The 19,105-nt window shown below is 44.7% G+C and carries 18 protein-coding genes; 1 reads left to right on the top strand and 17 read right to left on the bottom strand.

The window, feature by feature from the left end; translation table 11 throughout:
• Window positions 1–18 precede the first annotated feature (18 nt).
• The 7 genes from G601_RS0107450 to G601_RS0107420 all read right to left on the bottom strand — a co-directional run bounded on the left by G601_RS0107450 (window position 19) and on the right by G601_RS0107420 (window position 8,678).
• Window positions 19–1,041, bottom strand: coding sequence for an NAD-dependent epimerase/dehydratase family protein (locus G601_RS0107450; protein WP_026664991.1), 1,023 nt, complete (start codon window positions 1,039–1,041; stop codon window positions 19–21).
• A gap of 105 nt (window positions 1,042–1,146) precedes the next feature.
• Window positions 1,147–2,811 carry a response regulator gene (locus tag G601_RS0107445; RefSeq protein WP_026664990.1) on the bottom strand — a complete coding sequence of 555 codons (1,665 nt, stop codon included), beginning with the start codon at window positions 2,809–2,811 and terminating at the stop codon, window positions 1,147–1,149.
• A 53-nt stretch (window positions 2,812–2,864) separates the two neighbouring features.
• Complete coding sequence (locus G601_RS22355) at window positions 2,865–3,227, bottom strand: response regulator (protein WP_051205663.1); 363 nt, start codon at window positions 3,225–3,227, stop codon at window positions 2,865–2,867.
• Window positions 3,228–3,248: 21 nt separating this feature from the next.
• Window positions 3,249–4,868: a response regulator gene (locus G601_RS22350; RefSeq protein WP_051205662.1), complete on the bottom strand. Its 1,620-nt coding sequence runs from the start codon at window positions 4,866–4,868 to the stop codon at window positions 3,249–3,251.
• Window positions 4,869–4,871: 3 nt separating this feature from the next.
• A complete protein-coding gene (locus G601_RS22345) occupies window positions 4,872–6,992 on the bottom strand; it encodes a PAS domain-containing hybrid sensor histidine kinase/response regulator (RefSeq protein ID WP_051205661.1) in 2,121 nt (706 codons plus the stop codon).
• A gap of 229 nt (window positions 6,993–7,221) precedes the next feature.
• Complete coding sequence (locus G601_RS0107425) at window positions 7,222–7,989, bottom strand: type III pantothenate kinase (protein WP_026664989.1); 768 nt, start codon at window positions 7,987–7,989, stop codon at window positions 7,222–7,224.
• 65 nt (window positions 7,990–8,054) lie between these two features.
• Entirely contained in the window at window positions 8,055–8,678 is a 624-nt protein-coding gene (locus tag G601_RS0107420; protein WP_026664988.1) for an ECF transporter S component, read from the bottom strand.
• Between the two features lie 264 nt (window positions 8,679–8,942).
• Between G601_RS0107420 and coaBC the strand changes: the two genes are divergently transcribed.
• On the top strand, window positions 8,943–10,139 hold the full coding sequence (gene coaBC / locus G601_RS0107415; RefSeq protein ID WP_026664987.1) for a bifunctional phosphopantothenoylcysteine decarboxylase/phosphopantothenate--cysteine ligase CoaBC: 1,197 nt from the start codon (window positions 8,943–8,945) through the stop codon (window positions 10,137–10,139).
• Between the two features lie 110 nt (window positions 10,140–10,249).
• Here the strand turns inward: coaBC and G601_RS0107410 are convergent, their stop codons facing one another.
• From G601_RS0107410 to G601_RS0107360, 10 genes are all read right to left on the bottom strand, one after another.
• Window positions 10,250–10,807 carry a DUF2087 domain-containing protein gene (locus G601_RS0107410; RefSeq protein WP_026664986.1) on the bottom strand — a complete coding sequence of 186 codons (558 nt, stop codon included), beginning with the start codon at window positions 10,805–10,807 and terminating at the stop codon, window positions 10,250–10,252.
• Between the two features lie 14 nt (window positions 10,808–10,821).
• Window positions 10,822–11,172, bottom strand: coding sequence for a hypothetical protein (locus tag G601_RS0107405; RefSeq protein ID WP_026493532.1), 351 nt, complete (start codon window positions 11,170–11,172; stop codon window positions 10,822–10,824).
• 119 nt (window positions 11,173–11,291) lie between these two features.
• Window positions 11,292–11,765: a hypothetical protein gene (locus tag G601_RS0107400; protein ID WP_026664985.1), complete on the bottom strand. Its 474-nt coding sequence runs from the start codon at window positions 11,763–11,765 to the stop codon at window positions 11,292–11,294.
• Window positions 11,766–11,810: 45 nt separating this feature from the next.
• The gene (locus tag G601_RS0107395) at window positions 11,811–12,305 is read right to left on the bottom strand and encodes a hypothetical protein (protein ID WP_026664984.1); all 495 of its coding nucleotides are present in this window, start codon (window positions 12,303–12,305) and stop codon (window positions 11,811–11,813) included.
• A gap of 833 nt (window positions 12,306–13,138) precedes the next feature.
• Window positions 13,139–13,855, bottom strand: coding sequence for an ABC transporter ATP-binding protein (locus tag G601_RS0107390; protein ID WP_035787343.1), 717 nt, complete (start codon window positions 13,853–13,855; stop codon window positions 13,139–13,141).
• Window positions 13,856–14,008: 153 nt separating this feature from the next.
• On the bottom strand, window positions 14,009–14,857 hold the full coding sequence (locus G601_RS0107380) for an ABC transporter ATP-binding protein (protein ID WP_026493528.1): 849 nt from the start codon (window positions 14,855–14,857) through the stop codon (window positions 14,009–14,011).
• Between the two features lie 3 nt (window positions 14,858–14,860).
• Window positions 14,861–16,057, bottom strand: a complete 1,197-nt coding sequence (locus tag G601_RS0107375; RefSeq protein WP_026664983.1) for a branched-chain amino acid ABC transporter permease — start codon at window positions 16,055–16,057, stop codon at window positions 14,861–14,863.
• A gap of 3 nt (window positions 16,058–16,060) precedes the next feature.
• A complete protein-coding gene (locus tag G601_RS0107370; RefSeq protein WP_026493526.1) occupies window positions 16,061–16,948 on the bottom strand; it encodes a branched-chain amino acid ABC transporter permease in 888 nt (295 codons plus the stop codon).
• Window positions 16,949–16,972: 24 nt separating this feature from the next.
• Complete coding sequence (locus G601_RS0107365; RefSeq protein WP_026664982.1) at window positions 16,973–18,178, bottom strand: ABC transporter substrate-binding protein; 1,206 nt, start codon at window positions 18,176–18,178, stop codon at window positions 16,973–16,975.
• Window positions 18,179–18,434: 256 nt separating this feature from the next.
• On the bottom strand, window positions 18,435–19,100 hold the full coding sequence (locus G601_RS0107360; RefSeq protein WP_026664981.1) for a zinc dependent phospholipase C family protein: 666 nt from the start codon (window positions 19,098–19,100) through the stop codon (window positions 18,435–18,437).
• Window positions 19,101–19,105: the final 5 nt, after the last annotated feature.

Raw genomic sequence — 19,105 nt, 5'->3', positions numbered from 1 at the left:
ACCCTATAAAACCGCCTTTTATATACTTTTTTTCGCATTTTCAAGGGCTTCTATCACCTTGTCGCAAAAAGCATCAAACTCAGGATCCTCTTCATATTTTTCAGGATGTGCAAAAACATAATCAAGTGCAATGCGAACACCCTTATGGAAAGGAACATTGGTAGTCATCTGAGGCACCAGCTTCTTAAGCTTGCTGTTGTCGAAAACCACAGATACTGCCTTATCTCCGAGAAGACTCCCCCTGAAATCATAGCCGTACTTTTCGCCCACTTCACTCAAAAATTCCGATGACACATGGTAGGGCTTAAGCTTAACTCCCAGGGCATCTGCGATGGTCTGATAGATCTGGTCCCAGGTCAGTATCTCATCACCTGTTATCTGGAAGGCCTCACCGATGGCGTGCCTGTTACCCATAAGTCCCGTGAATCCTATAGCAAAATCGCTGTTAAAGGTAACTGCCCAAAGTGAGGAACCGTCTCCCTGAATGATAACGGGCTTACCCTCCTGCATACGCTTTACAACCTGATAGAAGCCCTTATTTCCATGAACTCCAAGGGGCACATTCTTTTCATTATAGGTGTGGCTGGGCCTTACTATTGTCACAGGGAATCCCTCTTCCCTGTACTTTTTCATCAAAAACTCCTCAATTGCAATCTTGTTCCTGGAGTACTCCCAGTAAGGATTTGCAAGGGTTGTCCCTTCAGTTATCACATAACCTGCTGCCGGCTTATTGTAAGCTGAGGCAGAGCTTATGAAAATATACTGCTTCGTCTTTCCCTTAAAAAGTCTGTAGTCTCTCTCCACAGCCTTCACATCAAAAACGATGAAATCACTTACAACGTCAAACTCCATTCCCTCGAGCTTTTTCCTTACGTCGAACTCATCGTTAATATCAGCAACGATCTGCTTTACAGAAGAAGGCACCTCGTCCCTTCTGTTACCTCTGTTAAGAAGATACACCTCCCACAGAGGATCCTCCGCAAGTCTCCTGACTATACCCATACTTATTGTGCCTGTTCCGCCAATAAAAAGCGCCTTCATGTCGTAACCCTCCTTCTACGTATCTACGTTTGCGCCCAAAACAATTGGAAACAAACTATCCCTGAATCTTAGTATACGCCTTCGGAGGAATCATTTAAAGAAGCCTTACACCTCCATGGATGCCTTGAAGGCACTCTCAGCAAAGAATCTGCTGATGGCATCTAAGAGTGACTCCTTCTGGGAGGACTTTAAGAGATATCCGTCCGGCTTGTTTTCCAGAATCTTAAATACGTGTTCCTTATCATTTTTTCCTGTGAGGAATATGATGGGAATCTGATTTGTTTCCGGTACGGATTTTATTCTGTTCATAAGCTCATACCCGTTCATGCCCGGCATCTCATAGTCCAGGAGAAGTAGGTCAGGCATATATGATGAGAGCCCGTCAATTGCATCCTCACCCGTTGAGAAGAGATAGACGTTGTAAATAGGCGAAAGCCAGTGGTCCATGATTTTAAGGAAATCAGGGTCGTCATCCACCACAAATATGGACTTTTTCTTGTGATACTCCTTCTCAATCAGAGCAAAGCTGTCTATATCATCCACGAAAGCATCGATGTTAACGGGCCTTCTGTATATCTTTGAAACGCGGTCAGCCCCCTCCAGGGACATGGCGAATTCCAGGTCGCTGCTTTCACCCACAAGGCACAGTATCTTATTATCATCCCGGCACATCTCTCCCAGATGATTCATGATAACCGTGATGCGGGATTTATCATCATCTCCGGGGTAGTAGATAACAATGTCAGCTGACGCTCTGTGCTTAATTATCTTGCCCGGATCGGCATCGCATCTTATCACTGTAAAGTCCGCACTTTGAAGCTTCTGTGCGAGTCCCTTATTTGAGATACTTGATATTCCCTCTATGAAAAGAACACATCTGTCATCAAAGTCAGGTGCACTTTCCTGTTTCTGCTCCTTTTCCTCAGGCACTTCCTTTTTCGTCTTATCCTCGATGAGGGGTGAGAGCACAGTCTGTAAGGCTCTGTATTCCTCCATGAGATATCTGTTCTCATCAAGTATGGTGTTATATTTTTTATCCTTGCCTGCCTTCTCCATGGAGGCTGCAAGCTCGCTCAGCTTCCTTGCACCGATAAGAGCAGATACGCTCTTTAGGGAATGCACTCTCATGGTGTACATTTCCCAATCCTTCTTTTCATAGAAATTAAGAATTTCATTGGTCTTTTGCTTGATAGAGGCTGCAAACACAGTGAGGGTTTCCATGTAATCCTCTGCTGTCTCGCAGTTTGTTACGCCCTGAACCAGGTCTAAGAGCGGTGTATTTTTAAGCCAAAGCGGAAGCTTTTCAACCTCATCCCTTACGTGAACTTCAGTCTTTTCCTTCTGCTCCTGCTGCTTCTTTTCCTGCTCCTCACGTATGGTCTCATCCTGCTTTGCAAGGTAGGTCAGAAGTATCTCAGATAATTGCTTCGGGTCTATTGGCTTTATCAGTACGTCTGCAAAACCGGCAGCTTTATATAGATTGATATTGCTTCGTCCTTCCTCAGTTGTGTGACACACGACAGGTGTGCTTCGCCCCTGGGTCCTGAAAATATCCTTAAGCCTCACAAGAGTGTCAACGCCATCCATATCCGGCATCCTATGATCCAAAAGGATAAGGTCATAGCGGTTCTGCTCGCACATGTTTATGCAGTCCATACCGGTCTCCACCTGATCGGAGGAAACACCGTTGGACGCAAGAAGCGAAGAAAGAATTATTCTGTTTGCCAGCATATCATCAACTATAAGAACCCTGGACGTATTGTTTTCCATACAGCCTTGTACTCCTTCTTTCATAAATAAGGTAATACGCTTAATCTATGGTCTTACGCTAGCGCTTCAGCTACTGCCTCGAGGAACGGACCCTTCCCCTCGGACTTTGGCAAAATCTTCTGAGGGTTAAGACCTGCTACCTCACCCTCGATGTCATTGTCCGCCATACCTGTTCGCAGGATTACTGGGAGTTCTGCAAACCTCTCATCCTCACGGATTTTCTTAAGAGTCTCAGTTCCGTTCATATCAGGCATGACATAATCCAGAAGAACCAGATCGATCTTATTTGCCGAAAGTGCGCTAAGCGCTTCGCTTCCTGACATCGCCTTAATAACCTCATATCCTGCCTTTTCAAGCCATCTTCCGCTCATTGCAAGAATATCTTCATCATCATCAACAAGTAAAATCACAGCCATAATCTCATCCCCCGTTATGCTTTACTTTATGTATTTCTGCAGCGCACTAAAAAGTGCATCCGGTTCAACCGGCTTTGACAGATGTGCGTTAAGCCCCGCTTTTATTGACAGCTCCACATCCTCATCAAAGGCATTTGCTGAAAGTGCGATTATCGGGACGCTCTTCGCATCCTCTCTTTCAAGCTTTCGAATCCTCTCGGTTGCTTTGAGACCGTCACATTTGGGCATTCGAATATCCATAAGGATTGCATCATATCCGCCCACAGGACTCTCTTCAAAAAGCTTTATCGCCTCGAGACCATCCGATGCGTGATCCGCCTCGATCTCCTTCATCTTAAGAATCTGCTTCATGATAAGAGCGTTGATTTCCATGTCCTCTGCGATAAGGACCTTCCTGCCCTTAAGTGAAACCTTCGCAGCTTCGCGATATCTCTTGCGCTTATCCGCGATTATCTCTTTTATCTCTTTCCTGATACTGCCTGCAAAAAGCGGTTTTGCAAGAAAAGCATCAACACCCGCTTTTAATGCCTCATCCAGAATCTCATCCCAGTTATAGGTGGTAAGGATTATCGTTGTGCTCTCATCCTTGTAGTCCTCGCGAAGTGCCCTCGTCACCTGGATTCCGTCCATCTCCGGCATCTTCCAGTCCACAAGAAACAGCTGATAAGACTCCTGTCTGGCCTTGCTCTTTTCAATAATAGATAGCGCTTCCTTGCCGCTAAGACAGTAATCCGCTGCAATTCCAATTCTTCCAAGAACAAGCTGCGCATGCTCGCAGGCTGTCACATCATCATCAAGAATCAGCGTCTTTATTTTTCCGGGATCAAACTCATCACCGCTTCCAAGCTTCTCACTAATGCCAAGTGGAACAGTAACCGTGAAGGTTGTTCCCACATTTTTCGTGGATTCGACCTCTATGGTGCCGTTCATCATCTCCACGATTTTCTTGGTGATAGCCATTCCAAGGCCTGTACTTCCGTATTTATTGCTTGCGCCCTCAACCTCCTGTGAAAACGGCTCAAATACCTTGGGAAGATAATCCTCATCCATTCCGATTCCGGTGTCCTTTATCTTAAAACAAATGTGGCCGTTCTTTTTATCACGCTTGATCTCTTCCACCAGAAATGACACGGTTCCCGGAGCCTCGGTGAATTTGACCGCATTACCGAGGATGTTGATGAGAGCCTGTTTTAGCTTCATATCATCCCCGATATAGTAGTCATCTACATGGCCGTTAATATGGCAGACGAACTCCAGCCCCTTATCATCACACTGGGATTCCACCATGGTATTTATCTGCTCCAGCATATCTCCGAAGGAAAAGTCCTGCTTTTTTACGGTAACCTTTCCCGACTCGATGCGGCTCATATCAAGTATGTCGTTTATAAGTGAAAGAAGGTGATTTGCACTTCCACCGATTTTATTCAGGATTTCCCTGGTTTCATCAGGCAGGTCCGGATTTTTGAGCGCTATGTTATAAAGCCCTATGATGGCGTTCATGGGCGTTCTTATCTCATGGCTCATATTTGAGAGAAAAGCGGTTTTTGCCATATTTGCCTGCTCCGCCTCCTCCAAGGCCTTCTCCAGAATCTTGTTCTTTTTCTGTACCTCTTCAATCAGCTTGCTGTAATCATCACTCATTTTTTACTCCTTAAGTGCTGCATCTAGCACAGTCTTTAGTTCCCTGTAATCTGACAGAAGTTGTTTGGTATCCTCTTCGATGTTATCTGTTTTTCCTTCCTTTGCCGCTGCCTCAAGGGCTTTCGCTTTTTCTGAGAGCTGCGTTGCACCTATCGCCAGGGACGTACTCTTTAAAGAGTGGACATTTATTATGTAATTATCCATGTCCTTCTCTGCGAGATTTTTCTCTATCTGTGCTGCCTTATCATTAACTGATTTAGCATAGGTCTGAATCACATACATGTAATCATCGGCATCCCCGCAGTACTCTATGCCTTTCCCGGCATCAATGCCCTTGTACTCCCTCAAAACCTTGGGTAACTCCTGAAGCTCATCATCCTCCTCTTCTGCGGGATTCTCCTCTGCCACGTCATTCCCCTTTGCCTCGTCATTTCCCTTTGCGGTTGGATCGACGATCGAGATGGCATCCCCCGGAAGATACTTCATCATCATTTTCTCCATCTCATCGATGTTTACAGGCTTTGCAAGATAGTCTGTAAATCCCGCAGCCAGGAGCTTTTCCTTATCACCTGATATCGCGCTTGCGGTGAGAGATATTATCGGCACCTTTTCATAAAAATCGGGGAACCTTCGCTTTATCTCATCCAGGGTCTCAACACCGTTCATGTTGGGCATTCTGTAGTCCAGGAAAACCATGTCATAGGAGCCTTGGCCAATTTTCATAAGGCACTCCGCGCCACCTGAAGCAGTGTCAATTTTCATGCAGGTTCTTTTGAGAAGCCCTTTTATTACCTGAAGGTTCATGGGCGTATCGTCAACAACCAGGATTTTTAAGTCCTTAGCCACAAAGTAGCTGTGCTTTTTGAGAGGGTTTCTTTTATCCTTTTCAATCTGGGTGAAATCCACCTCGCCCACAGGCGTTTCATCGATCACCTTTTGCTTTAGGTAAAATGAGAAGCTTGAACCTCTTTCGTACTCACTCTCGACCTCAAGCTTTGAACCCATAAGTGATAAAAGGTGCTTGGTTATGGCAAGTCCAAGGCCCGTTCCCTCGATTGTTCTGGTCCTCTTTACATCAAGTCTGTCGAAGGCTTCAAACAGCCTTGCCATCTCCTCCTCACGGATTCCGATTCCAGTATCCAGCACGGTGATCTCGATATTGGCAATCCCGTCCTGAATGGATTCAAGATAGGCTATAAGCTTTACATAGCCCCTCTCCGTATACTTAATTGAATTAGTAAGAATATTGGAGATGATCTGCTTTATCCTTATCTCATCACCAAGGAGCTTTTCAGGTATCTGGGGATCAACCTCGAATTTAAGTCCGATTCCCTTGGACTCTGCCCGCAGCTGCACAAGGTTATAGAGATCGGCATACAGAGCCTTTGTAGAATAAGGCTCCAGCACCAGCTCCATCCTGCCTGTCTCTATCTTGGAGAAGTCCAGAATGTCGCTAATTATTCTAAGAAGGCTCGTGCCCGCTTTTCTTATATTCTCAGAGTACTCCAAAATAGCCGGATCACTGCTCTCCCGCTGAATCATCTCATTCATACCGAGAATAGCCGTGATAGGCGTTCTTATTTCGTGACTCATATTTGACAAAAACGCTGTCTTTGCCATATTTGCCTGCTCAGCCTCAGCAAGGAGCCTCTCCAGCTGTTCATTCCTCTCGCGCTGTTCCTGCGCTATTCTTGTTTCAGTTATATCCGATATGAAAACATAGTAGACATCGCCGAAGCCGGGAAGATAAGTAAAACGGCCATAGTCATCAACCCACCGTTCCTCGCCATCCTTCCTGATTATCCTGTAAATAACATAATCAAGGTTGTGCTTATTATCTTCATCAGCAATCTGCTCATCTATAGACTCCTGAATCTCCTCGTAATCTTCTGGGTGGACCATTCCACGAAAAGTATAGCCGGTGTGCTCCTTGAATTCCTCGATTGTTTCGCACCCAAATATAAGCAGTGTCGCCTGATTGACATACAGAATCTCCTGCCCTTCATCTGCCCTGTAAATAAAGAACCCTCCGGGCATCTGTTCTGCAAGCCACTCTATCGCTGTAAATATCTGTTCATCCGGCATTTTGTCGGAAAGATTTCCATTGTAGATTGTGTTACTCATATGCACTACCCTTACGCAAATTGAAACCAATTTTCAGTCTGGTCTTATGTGCCCAGGCAATAGGACACGATACTAGCATATTTAACAACTCTGACTACTCAGATTATACCTTATATAAAGCCTTTATAACGATAATTTATAAATGTTTAATTATTTATTCGCATAAAAATAGCACAGACCATTTTTAGTCTGCGCCATTATTTTCATGTTATACCCATTCACAAGAAAGTTATTTTGTATTTCGTTCATATAATATCTGAAGTCCTCGTATGAGGATGTCGGGCTCGAGGTGGAAATCTCTCTTGCAGTAGGGTGCAACGAGAGAGCTGACTCCTCCTGCGAGTACAGCGCTCACCGGCTTTCCAAGCTCTTCCTCGACTCTGTCTATAATACCGTCCAGCATGGCGGCACATCCGATAAGTGAGCCGGCGCGCATGCAGTCTACTGTATTAGTGCCAAGCACTTCCGCTTTTCCTGTGAGATCGATGTTGGGAAGCTGGGCTGCCAGGGATGAAAGGGCATTCAGTGAAACCCAGAGACCTGGGATGATCATGCCCCCGATATAGCTGCCGTTCTCATCGATGACTGACATTGTAGTTGCTGTTCCCATGTCCACGATCGCGATGGGAAGCTTGTACTTGGCGCGGGCTGCAACAGCTCCGACTATTAAGTCGCTTCCGACTGCCTTAGGATTATCGGTACGGATGTCGAGCCCGGTATCAAGGTCAGGGCCCACAACCAGTATGTCGATACCTGTAAGGATTTTCACTGCTCGGGGAAGCACCGACTGAAGATACGGCACAACCGATGAAATTATCCCTCCCTCAATTTCAGACGGATCCACATGATGCATGCTTAAGATTCCCTGAAGATCAAGAGCGTACTGGTCTGCGGTTTTATTGCGGTCGCTTGCAATCCTTACCGAAAACTGCTCCTCTCCATTCTCGACGCCTCCGAGAACAATGTTTGTATTTCCTACATCTATAGCCAGGATCATGTGTGTTACTTCCTCCGATAGCTTTTTATTACTTTAAATTTGACTCTCAAAATGTCTGACTGCAATCAGCACGCTACTTCTACGTCTCTCTTAACTGCATGAGCTACAGCCTTAGCCACAGTTCCGCCAACAAGGCAGCCTGTGAACCACTCGACCATACCCTGAAGTCCAACGAGAAGAATTACGAACATGATAGGGTTAACTGCGCCAAGCTTGGTTACGAGGTTCTGTACGAACTCTGTCTTGTAGAAAAAGAGAACGATGTATCCCATGAAAAGTACTGTGTTGAGCATGGGTGCAAGAAGTCCGCCGACATAGTAGCACCAGATTTTCTTGCTGTCGATTTTCCTAAGAACCTTAAAGATATAGCCTGTAAGAAAGCCAACAAGAGTTCTCATACCAACGCAGAGAATAATTGTATGTATAGGACTGATCTGGAAAAAGAAGCCTGTCATGGCTGATGTTCCGGTGATTGCATCGCTAAGGCTTGTGAGACCATAAGCGAATCCCAAAGCTGCGCCCTCTGCGGGACCAAGGAGCATTGCTCCGATAGCGATCGGCACCATTGTGAAGGTCATTACAAGTGGTCCAACCGGAATTGAAGATAATCCTGTTATCTTCATTACAAGAATGATAGTGACAAAGATGGCAAGTTCTGTCATCCTTCTGAGATTAAAACTGTTATTCATTTTTTCCTCCTTGCTTGCGTTCCGCCTTCCGCGGATACGGTGCTTAGAATTACGACATCGGGACAGGCGTTTGTTCCTCCTGTCCTTGAAAAAGGTACAGTGGACGTTTACCCGATATCAAAACCAAACTGATTATATCATAGGAATTCGTGACTTCAACCCCAATGAAAAATTATTTTTTCTTCCACAAGTTTTCTTGCAATTACACTCTTTTGTGATAGAGTTAATTCAAATTGTTTTCATGAAAAAAGAGAGGGTTTAATTATGCTTGGTGGTAAAAATATTGTACTGGGAGTAACCGGAGGAATCGCATGTTACAAGGCCTGCGAGCTGGCTTCAGCACTGGTAAAACAGCATGCCAACGTCCAGGTCATCATGACTGAAAATGCAACAAAATTTGTAACTCCTGTTACCTTCGAACAACTCACGGGGAACAAAGCGCTGACAGATACCTTTGACAGGAATTTCGTTCACAGCGTTGAGCACATCTCCGTTGCAGACAAAGCTGACATGGTGATCGTCGCTCCCGCCACCGCTAATATAATCGCAAAGTTCGCCCACGGAATCGCAGACGACATGCTGACCACAACCGTTCTCGCCTGCAGATGTCCCAAGGCTATCGCGCCTTCCATGAACACTAACATGCTGGAGAATCCGGTGACTCAGGATAATATCGAGAAGCTCCGCCACTACGGCTGGGAGATCATCGAGCCCGACAGCGGACGTCTCGCCTGCGGCGCAGTCGGCAAGGGCAAACTCCCTTCTCCCGAGAGTCTCCTTGAAGTGTGTCTTCACACCTGCTCTCACGAAAAGGACATGACAGGAATGAAGGTTCTCGTAACCGCCGGTCCCACCCGCGAAGCTATTGATCCCGTCAGATTTTTGACCAATCACTCCACAGGAAAAATGGGCTATGCCATCGCAAAGGCAGCATCCCGAAGAGGCGCCGACGTAACTCTCGTGACAGGCCCCTCCGATCTTCCAAAGCCTCCCTACATGAAGGTTGTGGACATCGTTTCCGCCAAGGATATGTACGATGCAGTAATGGCCGATTTTGATACATCAGACATCGTGATAAAAGCTGCTGCCGTCGCTGATTACAGACCCGCCACGGTTGCTGACAACAAGATCAAGAAGGATGACGGTGACATGTCCATTCCCCTTGAGAGAACCACTGATATATTAAAAACTCTGGGTGAGCGCAAGAGGGATAGCCAGTTTTTATGCGGCTTCTCAATGGAAACCGAGAACATGATAGAGAACAGCAAGGCAAAGCTCACAAAGAAGAATCTCGACATGATCGCTGCCAACAATGTGAAGGTTGAGGGCGCAGGATTTGGAACGGATACAAATATTCTTACACTTATCACAAAGGATGATCAGAAGGAGCTGCCGATTATGAGTAAGGATGAGGCGGCTAATGCGTTGCTGGATGAGATTTTGAGGTTGAAGAAAGTGTGATGGTATAAATAATAAAAGTCTTCCCTGGTGGATTGGTTAATCTTTTCAGGGAAGACTTTTTCTTACTTTTTCTTTATTACTTTGTTCTCCTAAACATTATTGTCGTAAACCTACCAATTCTTGCGGATTTTGTATTTTGTCTTATCCCTCTCAAGAAGCTTTTCCGCAACCATATCTCTTCGGATGGTGCAGAAATCATCATTAAAATCGGCGATTATTATATTAACTTCCCTCTCCGTGTATTCCTTTCCTTCCTCGAAGGCCTTTGCGATTTCCTCAAGAACTATGCGCTCCTTCTTGCGCTGAGTGGGAATACTTTTAAGCTTGCCATACTCGAAGAAGCTGTCGATTACCTTCTTCCTGTACGCATCATCACGCTCCTTCTGAAGATTTTTCTCCTCGGACTCCTCCTTCAAAATATCAAGGATTGTCACGTTGAAGACCTCGTCATTGATGGAGTAGATCGTGTAATACTGCTCCTTCCTGGATTTCACAGCTCCCGCATCCACAAGCTTTTTCAGGTGAAAGGATATGGTTGCAGGTGTCAGCCCAAGCCTCTCCGAAAGTCGCTCAACATACATCTCCTCTGTCATGAGGGACTTAAGTATCTGTATTCTCGATTTATCTGCAAGACATTTAAACAGTGCTATCGCCTGAGTCTCAGTCATAGTTTACCTCCCAGTCAAAAAAGCTCTGCAGCCTTCTCTTTTATCTCACTTACCGCTGAAAGCTTGGCTTCCTCAACAAGTATCTTGTAGCTGTCATCATGGACCTTTGCCTGCTCGTAGGCCTTCTCCCACTGACCTGTGATGTTACCAAACTTCTTCAAAAACTCATCCCTAAGCTGCTCCTCTGAAACTGCCTTTTCAGCCACTCCAAACACAGCTTTGCTGATGTCGTAGATGTTGGCCTTGGCCTTTAAGATGTTGCTCTCGTCTGTTCTGTCCTCTGCAGCGAGGGATTTTACTTCCGATAAAACTGCTGATTTTCTATCATCAAGATATTTAAAAAATTCTTGTCCTTTTTCGCTCATAATTAAATCTCCCAAACTTTTCTATTTAATTCGCCAATGCTATTTTTCTTGGCGCTAAGTTTATTATTCTTGGCTTTATGTTGGTTCTGGCTTTTTTGTTCTTCCAAACAAAAACAGCTTTACTTCCAGTTAAGCTCTCCCACACCCACGAGATCGTTGTGGAAGTCCGCTTCGTCCTCTCCACCAAACATTGTATTATCTCCGATTCCGATATGGAAGGTTCCTATCATTTTTTCATCAAGTACTGCGCAGCCGCAAAGACTTGTCACTCCGGGATTCATGCCGATTCCCAGCTCGCACACTGTGCTGTTTTCTTTTCCATAGCTCTCTAAAAGCTTGTTGAAATCCTCATTATCAGAGCTCTCTATTACACCATTTTTTAAAGTGAGAACTACCTTGTCAAAGTCATGTCTGATTCTCGGATTCTCCGCATCCGGAAGATATATCTTCTCAAAGAAAACCTCTCCATTGGTCTCATTCTCGACAGGCGCCACGCTAATCTCGCCGCAGGGAATGTCGCCATCTCCGGCATCCACGCTCCACTGTCTGTCGCCAAATGCCATGTCCAGCGCATACTTCCCATCTCCGGTCATAATTGTAACACCTGAATGCTTCTCTGTAACCGCCTTAAGCTTCTCTCACTCATCCTTAAGTGCATCATAGTCAATGTCCAACGCTGCTTCCATTCTCTCACGATATTCTTCAAAGGAGAGACCTTCCTTCTCGGCCATAGTCTTTGTAGGAACGCGAAGCTGCAGCATCTTCCTCCTGGTTGCACAGGTCTGAAACAGCCTTCCCATATACTGACCAAGAAGCTGCATCTTCTCAGGTTCAAGAGGTTTAGTAAGAACACCTACCGGTCTCTCCATCAGGTCGATGACCACATCCGCATCCTCATACAGTTTGAAGAACTTATCGCCATAAGTGGTCTTTGTCGCATTCTCATTTATCATCTGACTTATCTTCAGATTCTGAACCACCATCACAGGTGTAGCTCCCGCAGCCGCAATCTCTGCCTGCAAAAATGCCACATCATCGCTTAAGCTCTCCTCCATCCAGTACTGGATAAGCACCATATCTCCTGTCATTATTCCGGCAGCCTTAACTATTTTCTTGTATATATCCATTTTCATAATTATCTTTCCTCTCTTTATGTTTCTAATTTGATGTTTGTCTAAATATAAATCTGTAAATTATTTTTGTCAACATTATTCTTATAAAAAAGAATACCCTACATAATTAGGAAGCATCCTTTCTATCTTTTTCTCATCGCTAACATCTGCTCATATGCCTTCTCACGGTCACTAGTGTAATTATTTTCAATTTTGCGACTATTTCCTGCTCTTGTCTTCTCCCTTAGCGGGGTGTTTTTCCTCCCTTTACGTCTATAAGCTTGTACAAAGTATTCCTGGCGTAACACTTCTCCTTAAAAGTTATCGTTATTTCGTATGCGTTACGTCTATAAGCTTGTTGAAAGAGGTATCGGTTGAACTCCATAGCGTTCATTTTATGAGGAACCCTTTTTCAACAAATTTTTGGATAAGAAAATTCAGTCAGTATAGTACATTCTAAGTCAGTAGGTGTAACAGCCCTCCGAAAACTATACTTTATTTCAGAACCTGGTACGTCTATATCATCTCCTACAGGACCACCGGCGTAACACACCCCAAAATAGGGCTAAACAACCGCCTCTAGACTAACAATCTATTCAGTCTATTTTCATAAAAAGCACACCACAGACGTAACGCCACCCCGAAAAAGAAAAAGAACACTGAAAAAGAACAAAAAAGCATATGTCCCCACCTCCCGCCAAAAAAAACCTTCATAGCTCCCATCATATCCCCAAAACCACAAAAAAGGACTTCACAAAGCAACCACTTCATGAAGCCCAACTTTTTAGATACCCGAAACTCTCATCAAATATCTACAACTCTTCTATTATCCACAATACCTAACAAAATCCACCTTACTTCGCACTACCAAGGTACGCTGCCTTAACCTGCTCATCCTCAAGCAGCTCTGCGCCGGTGCCCTCCATTGATATCTTACCGTTCTCGATAACATACGCTCTGTCAGCAACGTGCAACGCCATGTTCGCATTCTGCTCGATAAGAAGAACAGTAGCTCCGTCCTCGTGAATCTTGCGGATAATATCGAATATACCCTGCACTACGATAGGAGCAAGTCCAAGAGAAGGTTCATCCATCATAAGGAGCTTGGGTCTTCCCATAAGAGCTCGTCCAACAGCAAGCATCTGCTGCTCACCACCTGAAAGAGTACCACCTGCCTGCCATGCTCTCTCCTTAAGTCTCGGGAAGTATCCGAAGACCATCTCAATATCCTGCTCAAGATCATCATTTCTAAGATAAGCACCGATCTTAAGATTCTCAAGTACTGTAAGATTAGGAAAAATCCTTCTTCCCTCGGGAACCATCATCATTCCCTTCTGTACGATGAGAGTAGGATCCTTACCGGTAATGTCCTCACCCTCGAAGATTACCTTGCCGCCCTTGGGCTTAACAAGTCCGGATAAGGTGCGAAGTATTGAGCTCTTGCCCGCTCCGTTGGCACCGATAAGGGTAACAATCTCGCCCTTATTAACGTCAAAGCTTATGCCGCGGACAGCCTCGATACCGCCATATCCAATCTGTAAGTTGTCTATCTGTAAAACCTTTTCGCTCATAAATATCACTCCAATTCTTCAAGGAAGTTCTGATCTACTCTGTATGACATCTCACCAGGCTCGAAAATACCTCGCCAGGTGATCTGCACATCGCTTCGCTCCCCAGAACACGTTCAGACTAGGTTCGCAAAAACCTCACCAAGTCTTCACAGATTAGCCTTCCTCCTCAGTTACACCTAAATATGCCTCGATAACTCGCTGGTTCTGCTGAACCTCCTTAGGAACACCCTGCGCTATCTCGCTTCCAAAATCGATTACATAAATGTAATCAGAAATATTCATGACAAGATCCATATGATGCTCAATCAGGAAAACTGTGAGATCATACTTATCTCTTATCTGTCTTACAAATTCAGCAAGCTCGATAGTTTCCTGCGGGTTCATTCCGGCAGCGGGCTCATCAAGAAGAAGGAGCTTGGGATTTGTTGCAAGAGCTCTTGCAATCTCAAGGCGTCTCTGAAGACCATACGGAAGGCTGACTGCCAGCTCATCCTTGTAGGCATCAAGACCCTGCTCCTTAAGAAGCTCCATGGTCTCCTCTCTCATCCTCTTCTCTTCAGCCATATTACCTCTGAAAATTGCGGAAAAGACATTCTGCTTAGCATGCTGATGCTTTGCAATAAGCACGTTGTCAAAAACAGTCATGCTCTTCCAGAGACGGATGTTCTGAAAAGTACGGGCAATTCCAAGACCTGTAATCTGATCCGGAGTCGGTGAAAGAACTGCATCTTTCGCATATTTATCCGCGTTCTCACCCTTGTAGGTTTTTGCAGCTTTTCCTGTCGGGTGATTTCTTACTATGGGCTGACCCATAAACTCTATCTGACCGTTGGTGGGCTGATAAACTCCTGTGATGCAGTTAAACGCTGTGGTTTTTCCTGCACCGTTAGGTCCTATCAGTGCGGTGATCTTGTGCTCCTCCACATCAAGGGTCAGGTTATTAACTGAAACAACGCCGCCAAACTGCATTGTTATATTTTCAAGACGTAAAGCGTTCCCCATGTCTTATTCTTTCCTTTCCTTTTTTCGAGAGCTTCTGTCAAAAAGCGCTCCCAAACTAATCTCTTTTTCTCCCATAATTCCCTGTGAAAAGAACAGCACGATTACCATGATGACGATTGAAAATACCACCATACGGAAACCGTTTCTAAGGAACGGAACTTTGAAGCTGCCAATGTATAATTCACTGTCGAGGAATCTGAGCCACCACTCGGAGCATGCAACATACAGGAAAGTAGCAAGCACGCTTCCGCTTACGGAGCCGATTCCACCGATAACAACGATAAGAAGAATCTCGTAGGTCATAACAGATGTGAATGCCTTAGCCTGTGCGTTGGCAACATACATTGCAAAAAGTGCACCGCCAACTCCTGCAAAGAAGCTGGAAATAACAAAGGATAACATCTTGTGACTAAAGAGATTGATTCCCATAGCCTCTGCAGCAACCTCATCATCTCTGATGGACTTGAAGGCTCTGCCGTATGAACTGTTGATAAGAAGCACAATTATCACGATGCAGACAGTTGAGATAAGGAAGGGCACAAATGTTGAAAGCCTTACTATCTCGTGTCCTGCTCCGTCTGTGATATTGAAGCTTGAAAATGTCGGGAAGCCCTTTATCATGTTTGCACCGTTTGTAATTTTACCGAGCTTCTGCCACTGGAAAATGGCACGGAGAATCTCTGCAAAACCAAGGGTAGCGATCGCAAGATAATCACTTTTCAAGCGAAGTACAGGGAAGCCTATGAGATAAGCAAAAAATCCTGCAACACAGCCTGCAAGAATGATTGCAATGATGCAGCCGATTATCATGCTGATGGCTCCGCCCACACCTGTGGTTCCAAAGATACCGCCAAGGATATCAATGATCGAAGAATTGAAGGCACATCCTCCAAAGAGGTAGTAAACCTGTTCCTTGGATGCTGCAGGCACCATGAGAATTGCGTAGGTGTATGCACCAAGGAGCATAAAGCCTGCCTGTCCCAGTGAGAACAGCCCTGTAAAACCGTTAAGAAGGTTCATTGATACCGCAACCAGTGAGTATACGGCAGCCTTTTTTAACACGGTGAACAAAGGACTTGTGGGCCAGAACACCTGAGGAAGCCCCGGAATAATGGAGCTTATATTTTCAAGAAGTATAATTATTAAAAGCATCACGGCGATAGCTGCCAATGCTCTTAGATTTATCTTTTTTTGTTTCATACGTCACACCTTATCAGTAGCAGCTTCTCCGAAGAGTCCCTGCGGTTTGAATACCAGAATTATTATCAGAAGCGCAAAAGTAAATGCATCGGAAAATACGGAAACATCCCATGCTGAGGGCAGTCCCTTGATGATGGTCTCACAGATACCAATGAGGAACGCACCTATAACAGCTCCGGGGATCGAACCGATTCCGCCAAAAACAGCAGCAACAAATGCCTTAAGTCCGGGCATTGCTCCGGCAGTAGGAGTTATCGCAGGATAGTTCGTAAAGAACAGGATAGAACCAACTGCTGCAAGAGCTGAACCAATAATAAATGTGACAGAAATTACGCTGTTAATCTTAATTCCCATGAGACGGCTTGTCTCAAAATCCTTTGAAACAGCACGCATGGCCATACCGATTTTCGTTCTGTTTATAAGCTGGGTAAGTGCAAAGACGAGAACAAGCACAAGAATGGGAGTGATGATAACTACCCATTTTGTCTGAGTTCCTGCTACATTCACCGTGTCAGACAAAAACGGAATTGTAGGATATGTCATGGGCTGTCCGCCAGTTACGTAGGTCGCAGTATTTTGCAGAAGGTAACTGACACCGATAGCCGAGATCATAACTGACATTCTGGGTGCATTTCGAAGGGGCTTATATGCCGCTCTCTCAATGGTGAAGCCCAGAAGAACAGTTACCAAAATAACCAGAGGAAGCGACCCTCCTATAGGAAGGGTCGCTGTGAAGTAGATTCCAAGAAGTCCGGCAACCATGAATACATCGCCGTGAGCAAAGTTGATAAGACGAAGTATTCCGTATACAAGAGTGTATCCAATAGCGATAAGCGCGTACTGCCCGCCTACTGATATACCGGAGAGTAATATTGAAATGACGTATTCCATAAAAATATCATCCTTTAAAATTTCTTATTTTGCGCTACCGGTCTGAACCTTTTCAAATGCCCATGTTCCTGTAGCTGTATCTGCAGTCTTGATATAAGCTGTGTCACGAACTGCATCACCGACCTCATCAAAAGCGATTGAGCCGGATACACCGTCATACTTAACGCCTGAAATAGCTGACTTGATGGCAGCCTTATCGCCTGAGCCTGCAGCCTTGATTGCTTCAAGAGCTACATAGTATGCGTCATAACCCATTGCTGTAACTGCTGAGATTGTGTCATTTCCACCGTTTGCTGTAAGAGCACTTGAGTTACCGTTGATGTACTCCTTGATGCCCTTATCGAATTCCTCTGAACCACCCTCCTGATAGAAAGTTGAAACGTAAAGCTGAAGGTTTGTTCCCTTGGTTGCCTCAAGAACCATGTTGTCATCAAGAGTATCTGATCCAAGGAAAGGAATTCCGATATCAAGTGAAGCAGCCTGCTCCATGATCTGTTTTGCATAAGCGATTGATACAGGTGTAAAAATTACATCAGCGCCTTCGCTCTTAGCCTTGTTAAGGTAAGATGTGAAATCAGAGTTGTTTGTCGGGAAGGAGTCAGTGATTACCTCACCGCCAGCTGCCTCAAACACCTGCTTGAAGAAGACTACAAGACCCTGATCGTACTCGTTGCCGTTCTCACCGAGGCAATAAGCTTTTTTAGCTGAGAACTTATCAATAGCGAAGTTCGCTAGAACGTCAGCCTGGAAATTATCAAGGAAACAAATTCTGAAATAATAATCGTTACCCGCTGTAACATTGGGATTTGTACAGGTTACACCGATAGCTGCAAGACCAGCCTCTTCAAACTTGGGACCACCTGCCATTGAAACGCCTGAACCGTATGAACCAAGAACAAGTGATACATCCTTACCAACCAGCTCAGAAGCTGCGGAAGGAGCCTTATCTGCTGAAGAACCATTGTCAGCCATAACCAACTCGACATTATAGGTTTTGCCACCAACTTCTACAGTAGGTGTCTCTGAATTTGCATATTGCATACCAAGGATTTCCTTCTTTCCTCCGGAAGCAGAATCACCGGTAGAAGGCTCGAAGACACCGATCTTAATGGTATCGCCGGACGAAGAACCTGATGACGCAGGCGCAGAACCTGTCGAAGACGAGCATGCACAAAGACTGAAAGTCATAATGCCTGCCATTACAGTTGCAAGAACTTTTCTTACTCTCATTATTAAATTCCTCCTCAAACTGTTTTCGTACCGTTATTCACAAATTCAGCATCTATTACAATAATAATATATTTAGCTTAAAAACGAAATATTATATGCGTTTTTTAATAATATTATTATTGGATTAAATAATTTGTCCATGTGAATAGGCAAAGTGATAAAGTAAAAAAAATAGGCGCTTTGAATCACATTGTGAATCAAAACGCCTTTGTTTGAACTTATTATACTCCGTAGTTTGGATTTGGCAACAGAATTTTTACAGCTCTTTTAGCTGCTTGAAAACTCTGTCTGTGGTCTCATCAAGAAACCATAGCATCATGGCTGATGTATAGAAACGATGCCCTGAAACATCAATTGGATCCGGTAGATTATACTGGGTATTTATAAGATGCTCCTTCATGTTTTTCATGTCTATGGCTCTTACAAAGTCCCCAAAATCCTCTTCCTTTGAATTCCCAAGAAGCTCCAAAATCTCAGGACCTCTGTCCAGCTGCTGGTAAAGCCACCTGTCTATTAGCATGGTTTCGGGAGCGTAGACCTTTTTGAAATTCTCATTGTCCATTGGCGGAACGTTCTTCGCCTGAAGCGCTCTCCATATCAGAAGATCATTCCAGTAATCTGTATAGCAGTGGGCACAGATTCCAAGTATGAAAAGTCTCCTTTTGTCATCCTTTTCTACTGTCCCATATTTTTCCCAGAAATTCTTTATATTTTTTAGCCACTGCTCGTAGTCCTGAGTATCTCCCCAGGGTCCGCAGTTTTCAAATATATGGGAATGGATTTTCTTCTCAAGATAATTATCTGCAAAATGAACAGAGTCAGGCGCCACGGATCCGAGAATAAACTCTTCGATTCCCTCGTCTATCCCAAGGCGCTCTGCCAGTCTGTATGCAATTTCCATGTGTGTAATCTGACCTGCCATTTTAA

Origin of the sequence: Butyrivibrio sp. FC2001 (assembly GCF_000424125.1) — a bacterium.
Lineage (GTDB): Bacteria > Bacillota > Clostridia > Lachnospirales > Lachnospiraceae > Butyrivibrio.
The sequence above is the reverse complement of the archived record's forward strand: the minus strand, read 5'-3'. Positions and strand labels throughout refer to the sequence as shown.

Excerpts from the sequence above, each read along its gene's own strand:
- G601_RS0107450 (WP_026664991.1), bottom strand. The coding sequence starts at position 1,041 with ATGAAGGCGCTTTTTATTGGCGGAACAGGCACAATAAGTATGGGTATA.
- G601_RS0107445 (WP_026664990.1), bottom strand. The coding sequence starts at position 2,811 with ATGGAAAACAATACGTCCAGGGTTCTTATAGTTGATGATATGCTGGCA.
- G601_RS22355 (WP_051205663.1), bottom strand. The coding sequence starts at position 3,227 with ATGGCTGTGATTTTACTTGTTGATGATGATGAAGATATTCTTGCAATG.
- G601_RS22350 (WP_051205662.1), bottom strand. The coding sequence starts at position 4,868 with ATGAGTGATGATTACAGCAAGCTGATTGAAGAGGTACAGAAAAAGAAC.
- G601_RS22345 (WP_051205661.1), bottom strand. The coding sequence starts at position 6,992 with ATGAGTAACACAATCTACAATGGAAATCTTTCCGACAAAATGCCGGAT.
- G601_RS0107425 (WP_026664989.1), bottom strand. The coding sequence starts at position 7,989 with ATGATCCTGGCTATAGATGTAGGAAATACAAACATTGTTCTCGGAGGC.
- G601_RS0107420 (WP_026664988.1), bottom strand. The coding sequence starts at position 8,678 with ATGAATAACAGTTTTAATCTCAGAAGGATGACAGAACTTGCCATCTTT.
- coaBC (WP_026664987.1), top strand. The coding sequence starts at position 8,943 with ATGCTTGGTGGTAAAAATATTGTACTGGGAGTAACCGGAGGAATCGCA.
- G601_RS0107410 (WP_026664986.1), bottom strand. The coding sequence starts at position 10,807 with ATGACTGAGACTCAGGCGATAGCACTGTTTAAATGTCTTGCAGATAAA.
- G601_RS0107405 (WP_026493532.1), bottom strand. The coding sequence starts at position 11,172 with ATGAGCGAAAAAGGACAAGAATTTTTTAAATATCTTGATGATAGAAAA.
- G601_RS0107400 (WP_026664985.1), bottom strand. The coding sequence starts at position 11,765 with ATGACCGGAGATGGGAAGTATGCGCTGGACATGGCATTTGGCGACAGA.
- G601_RS0107395 (WP_026664984.1), bottom strand. The coding sequence starts at position 12,305 with ATGAAAATGGATATATACAAGAAAATAGTTAAGGCTGCCGGAATAATG.
- G601_RS0107390 (WP_035787343.1), bottom strand. The coding sequence starts at position 13,855 with ATGAGCGAAAAGGTTTTACAGATAGACAACTTACAGATTGGATATGGC.
- G601_RS0107380 (WP_026493528.1), bottom strand. The coding sequence starts at position 14,857 with ATGGGGAACGCTTTACGTCTTGAAAATATAACAATGCAGTTTGGCGGC.
- G601_RS0107375 (WP_026664983.1), bottom strand. The coding sequence starts at position 16,057 with ATGAAACAAAAAAAGATAAATCTAAGAGCATTGGCAGCTATCGCCGTG.
- G601_RS0107370 (WP_026493526.1), bottom strand. The coding sequence starts at position 16,948 with ATGGAATACGTCATTTCAATATTACTCTCCGGTATATCAGTAGGCGGG.
- G601_RS0107365 (WP_026664982.1), bottom strand. The coding sequence starts at position 18,178 with ATGAGAGTAAGAAAAGTTCTTGCAACTGTAATGGCAGGCATTATGACT.
- G601_RS0107360 (WP_026664981.1), bottom strand. The coding sequence starts at position 19,100 with ATGGCAGGTCAGATTACACACATGGAAATTGCATACAGACTGGCAGAG.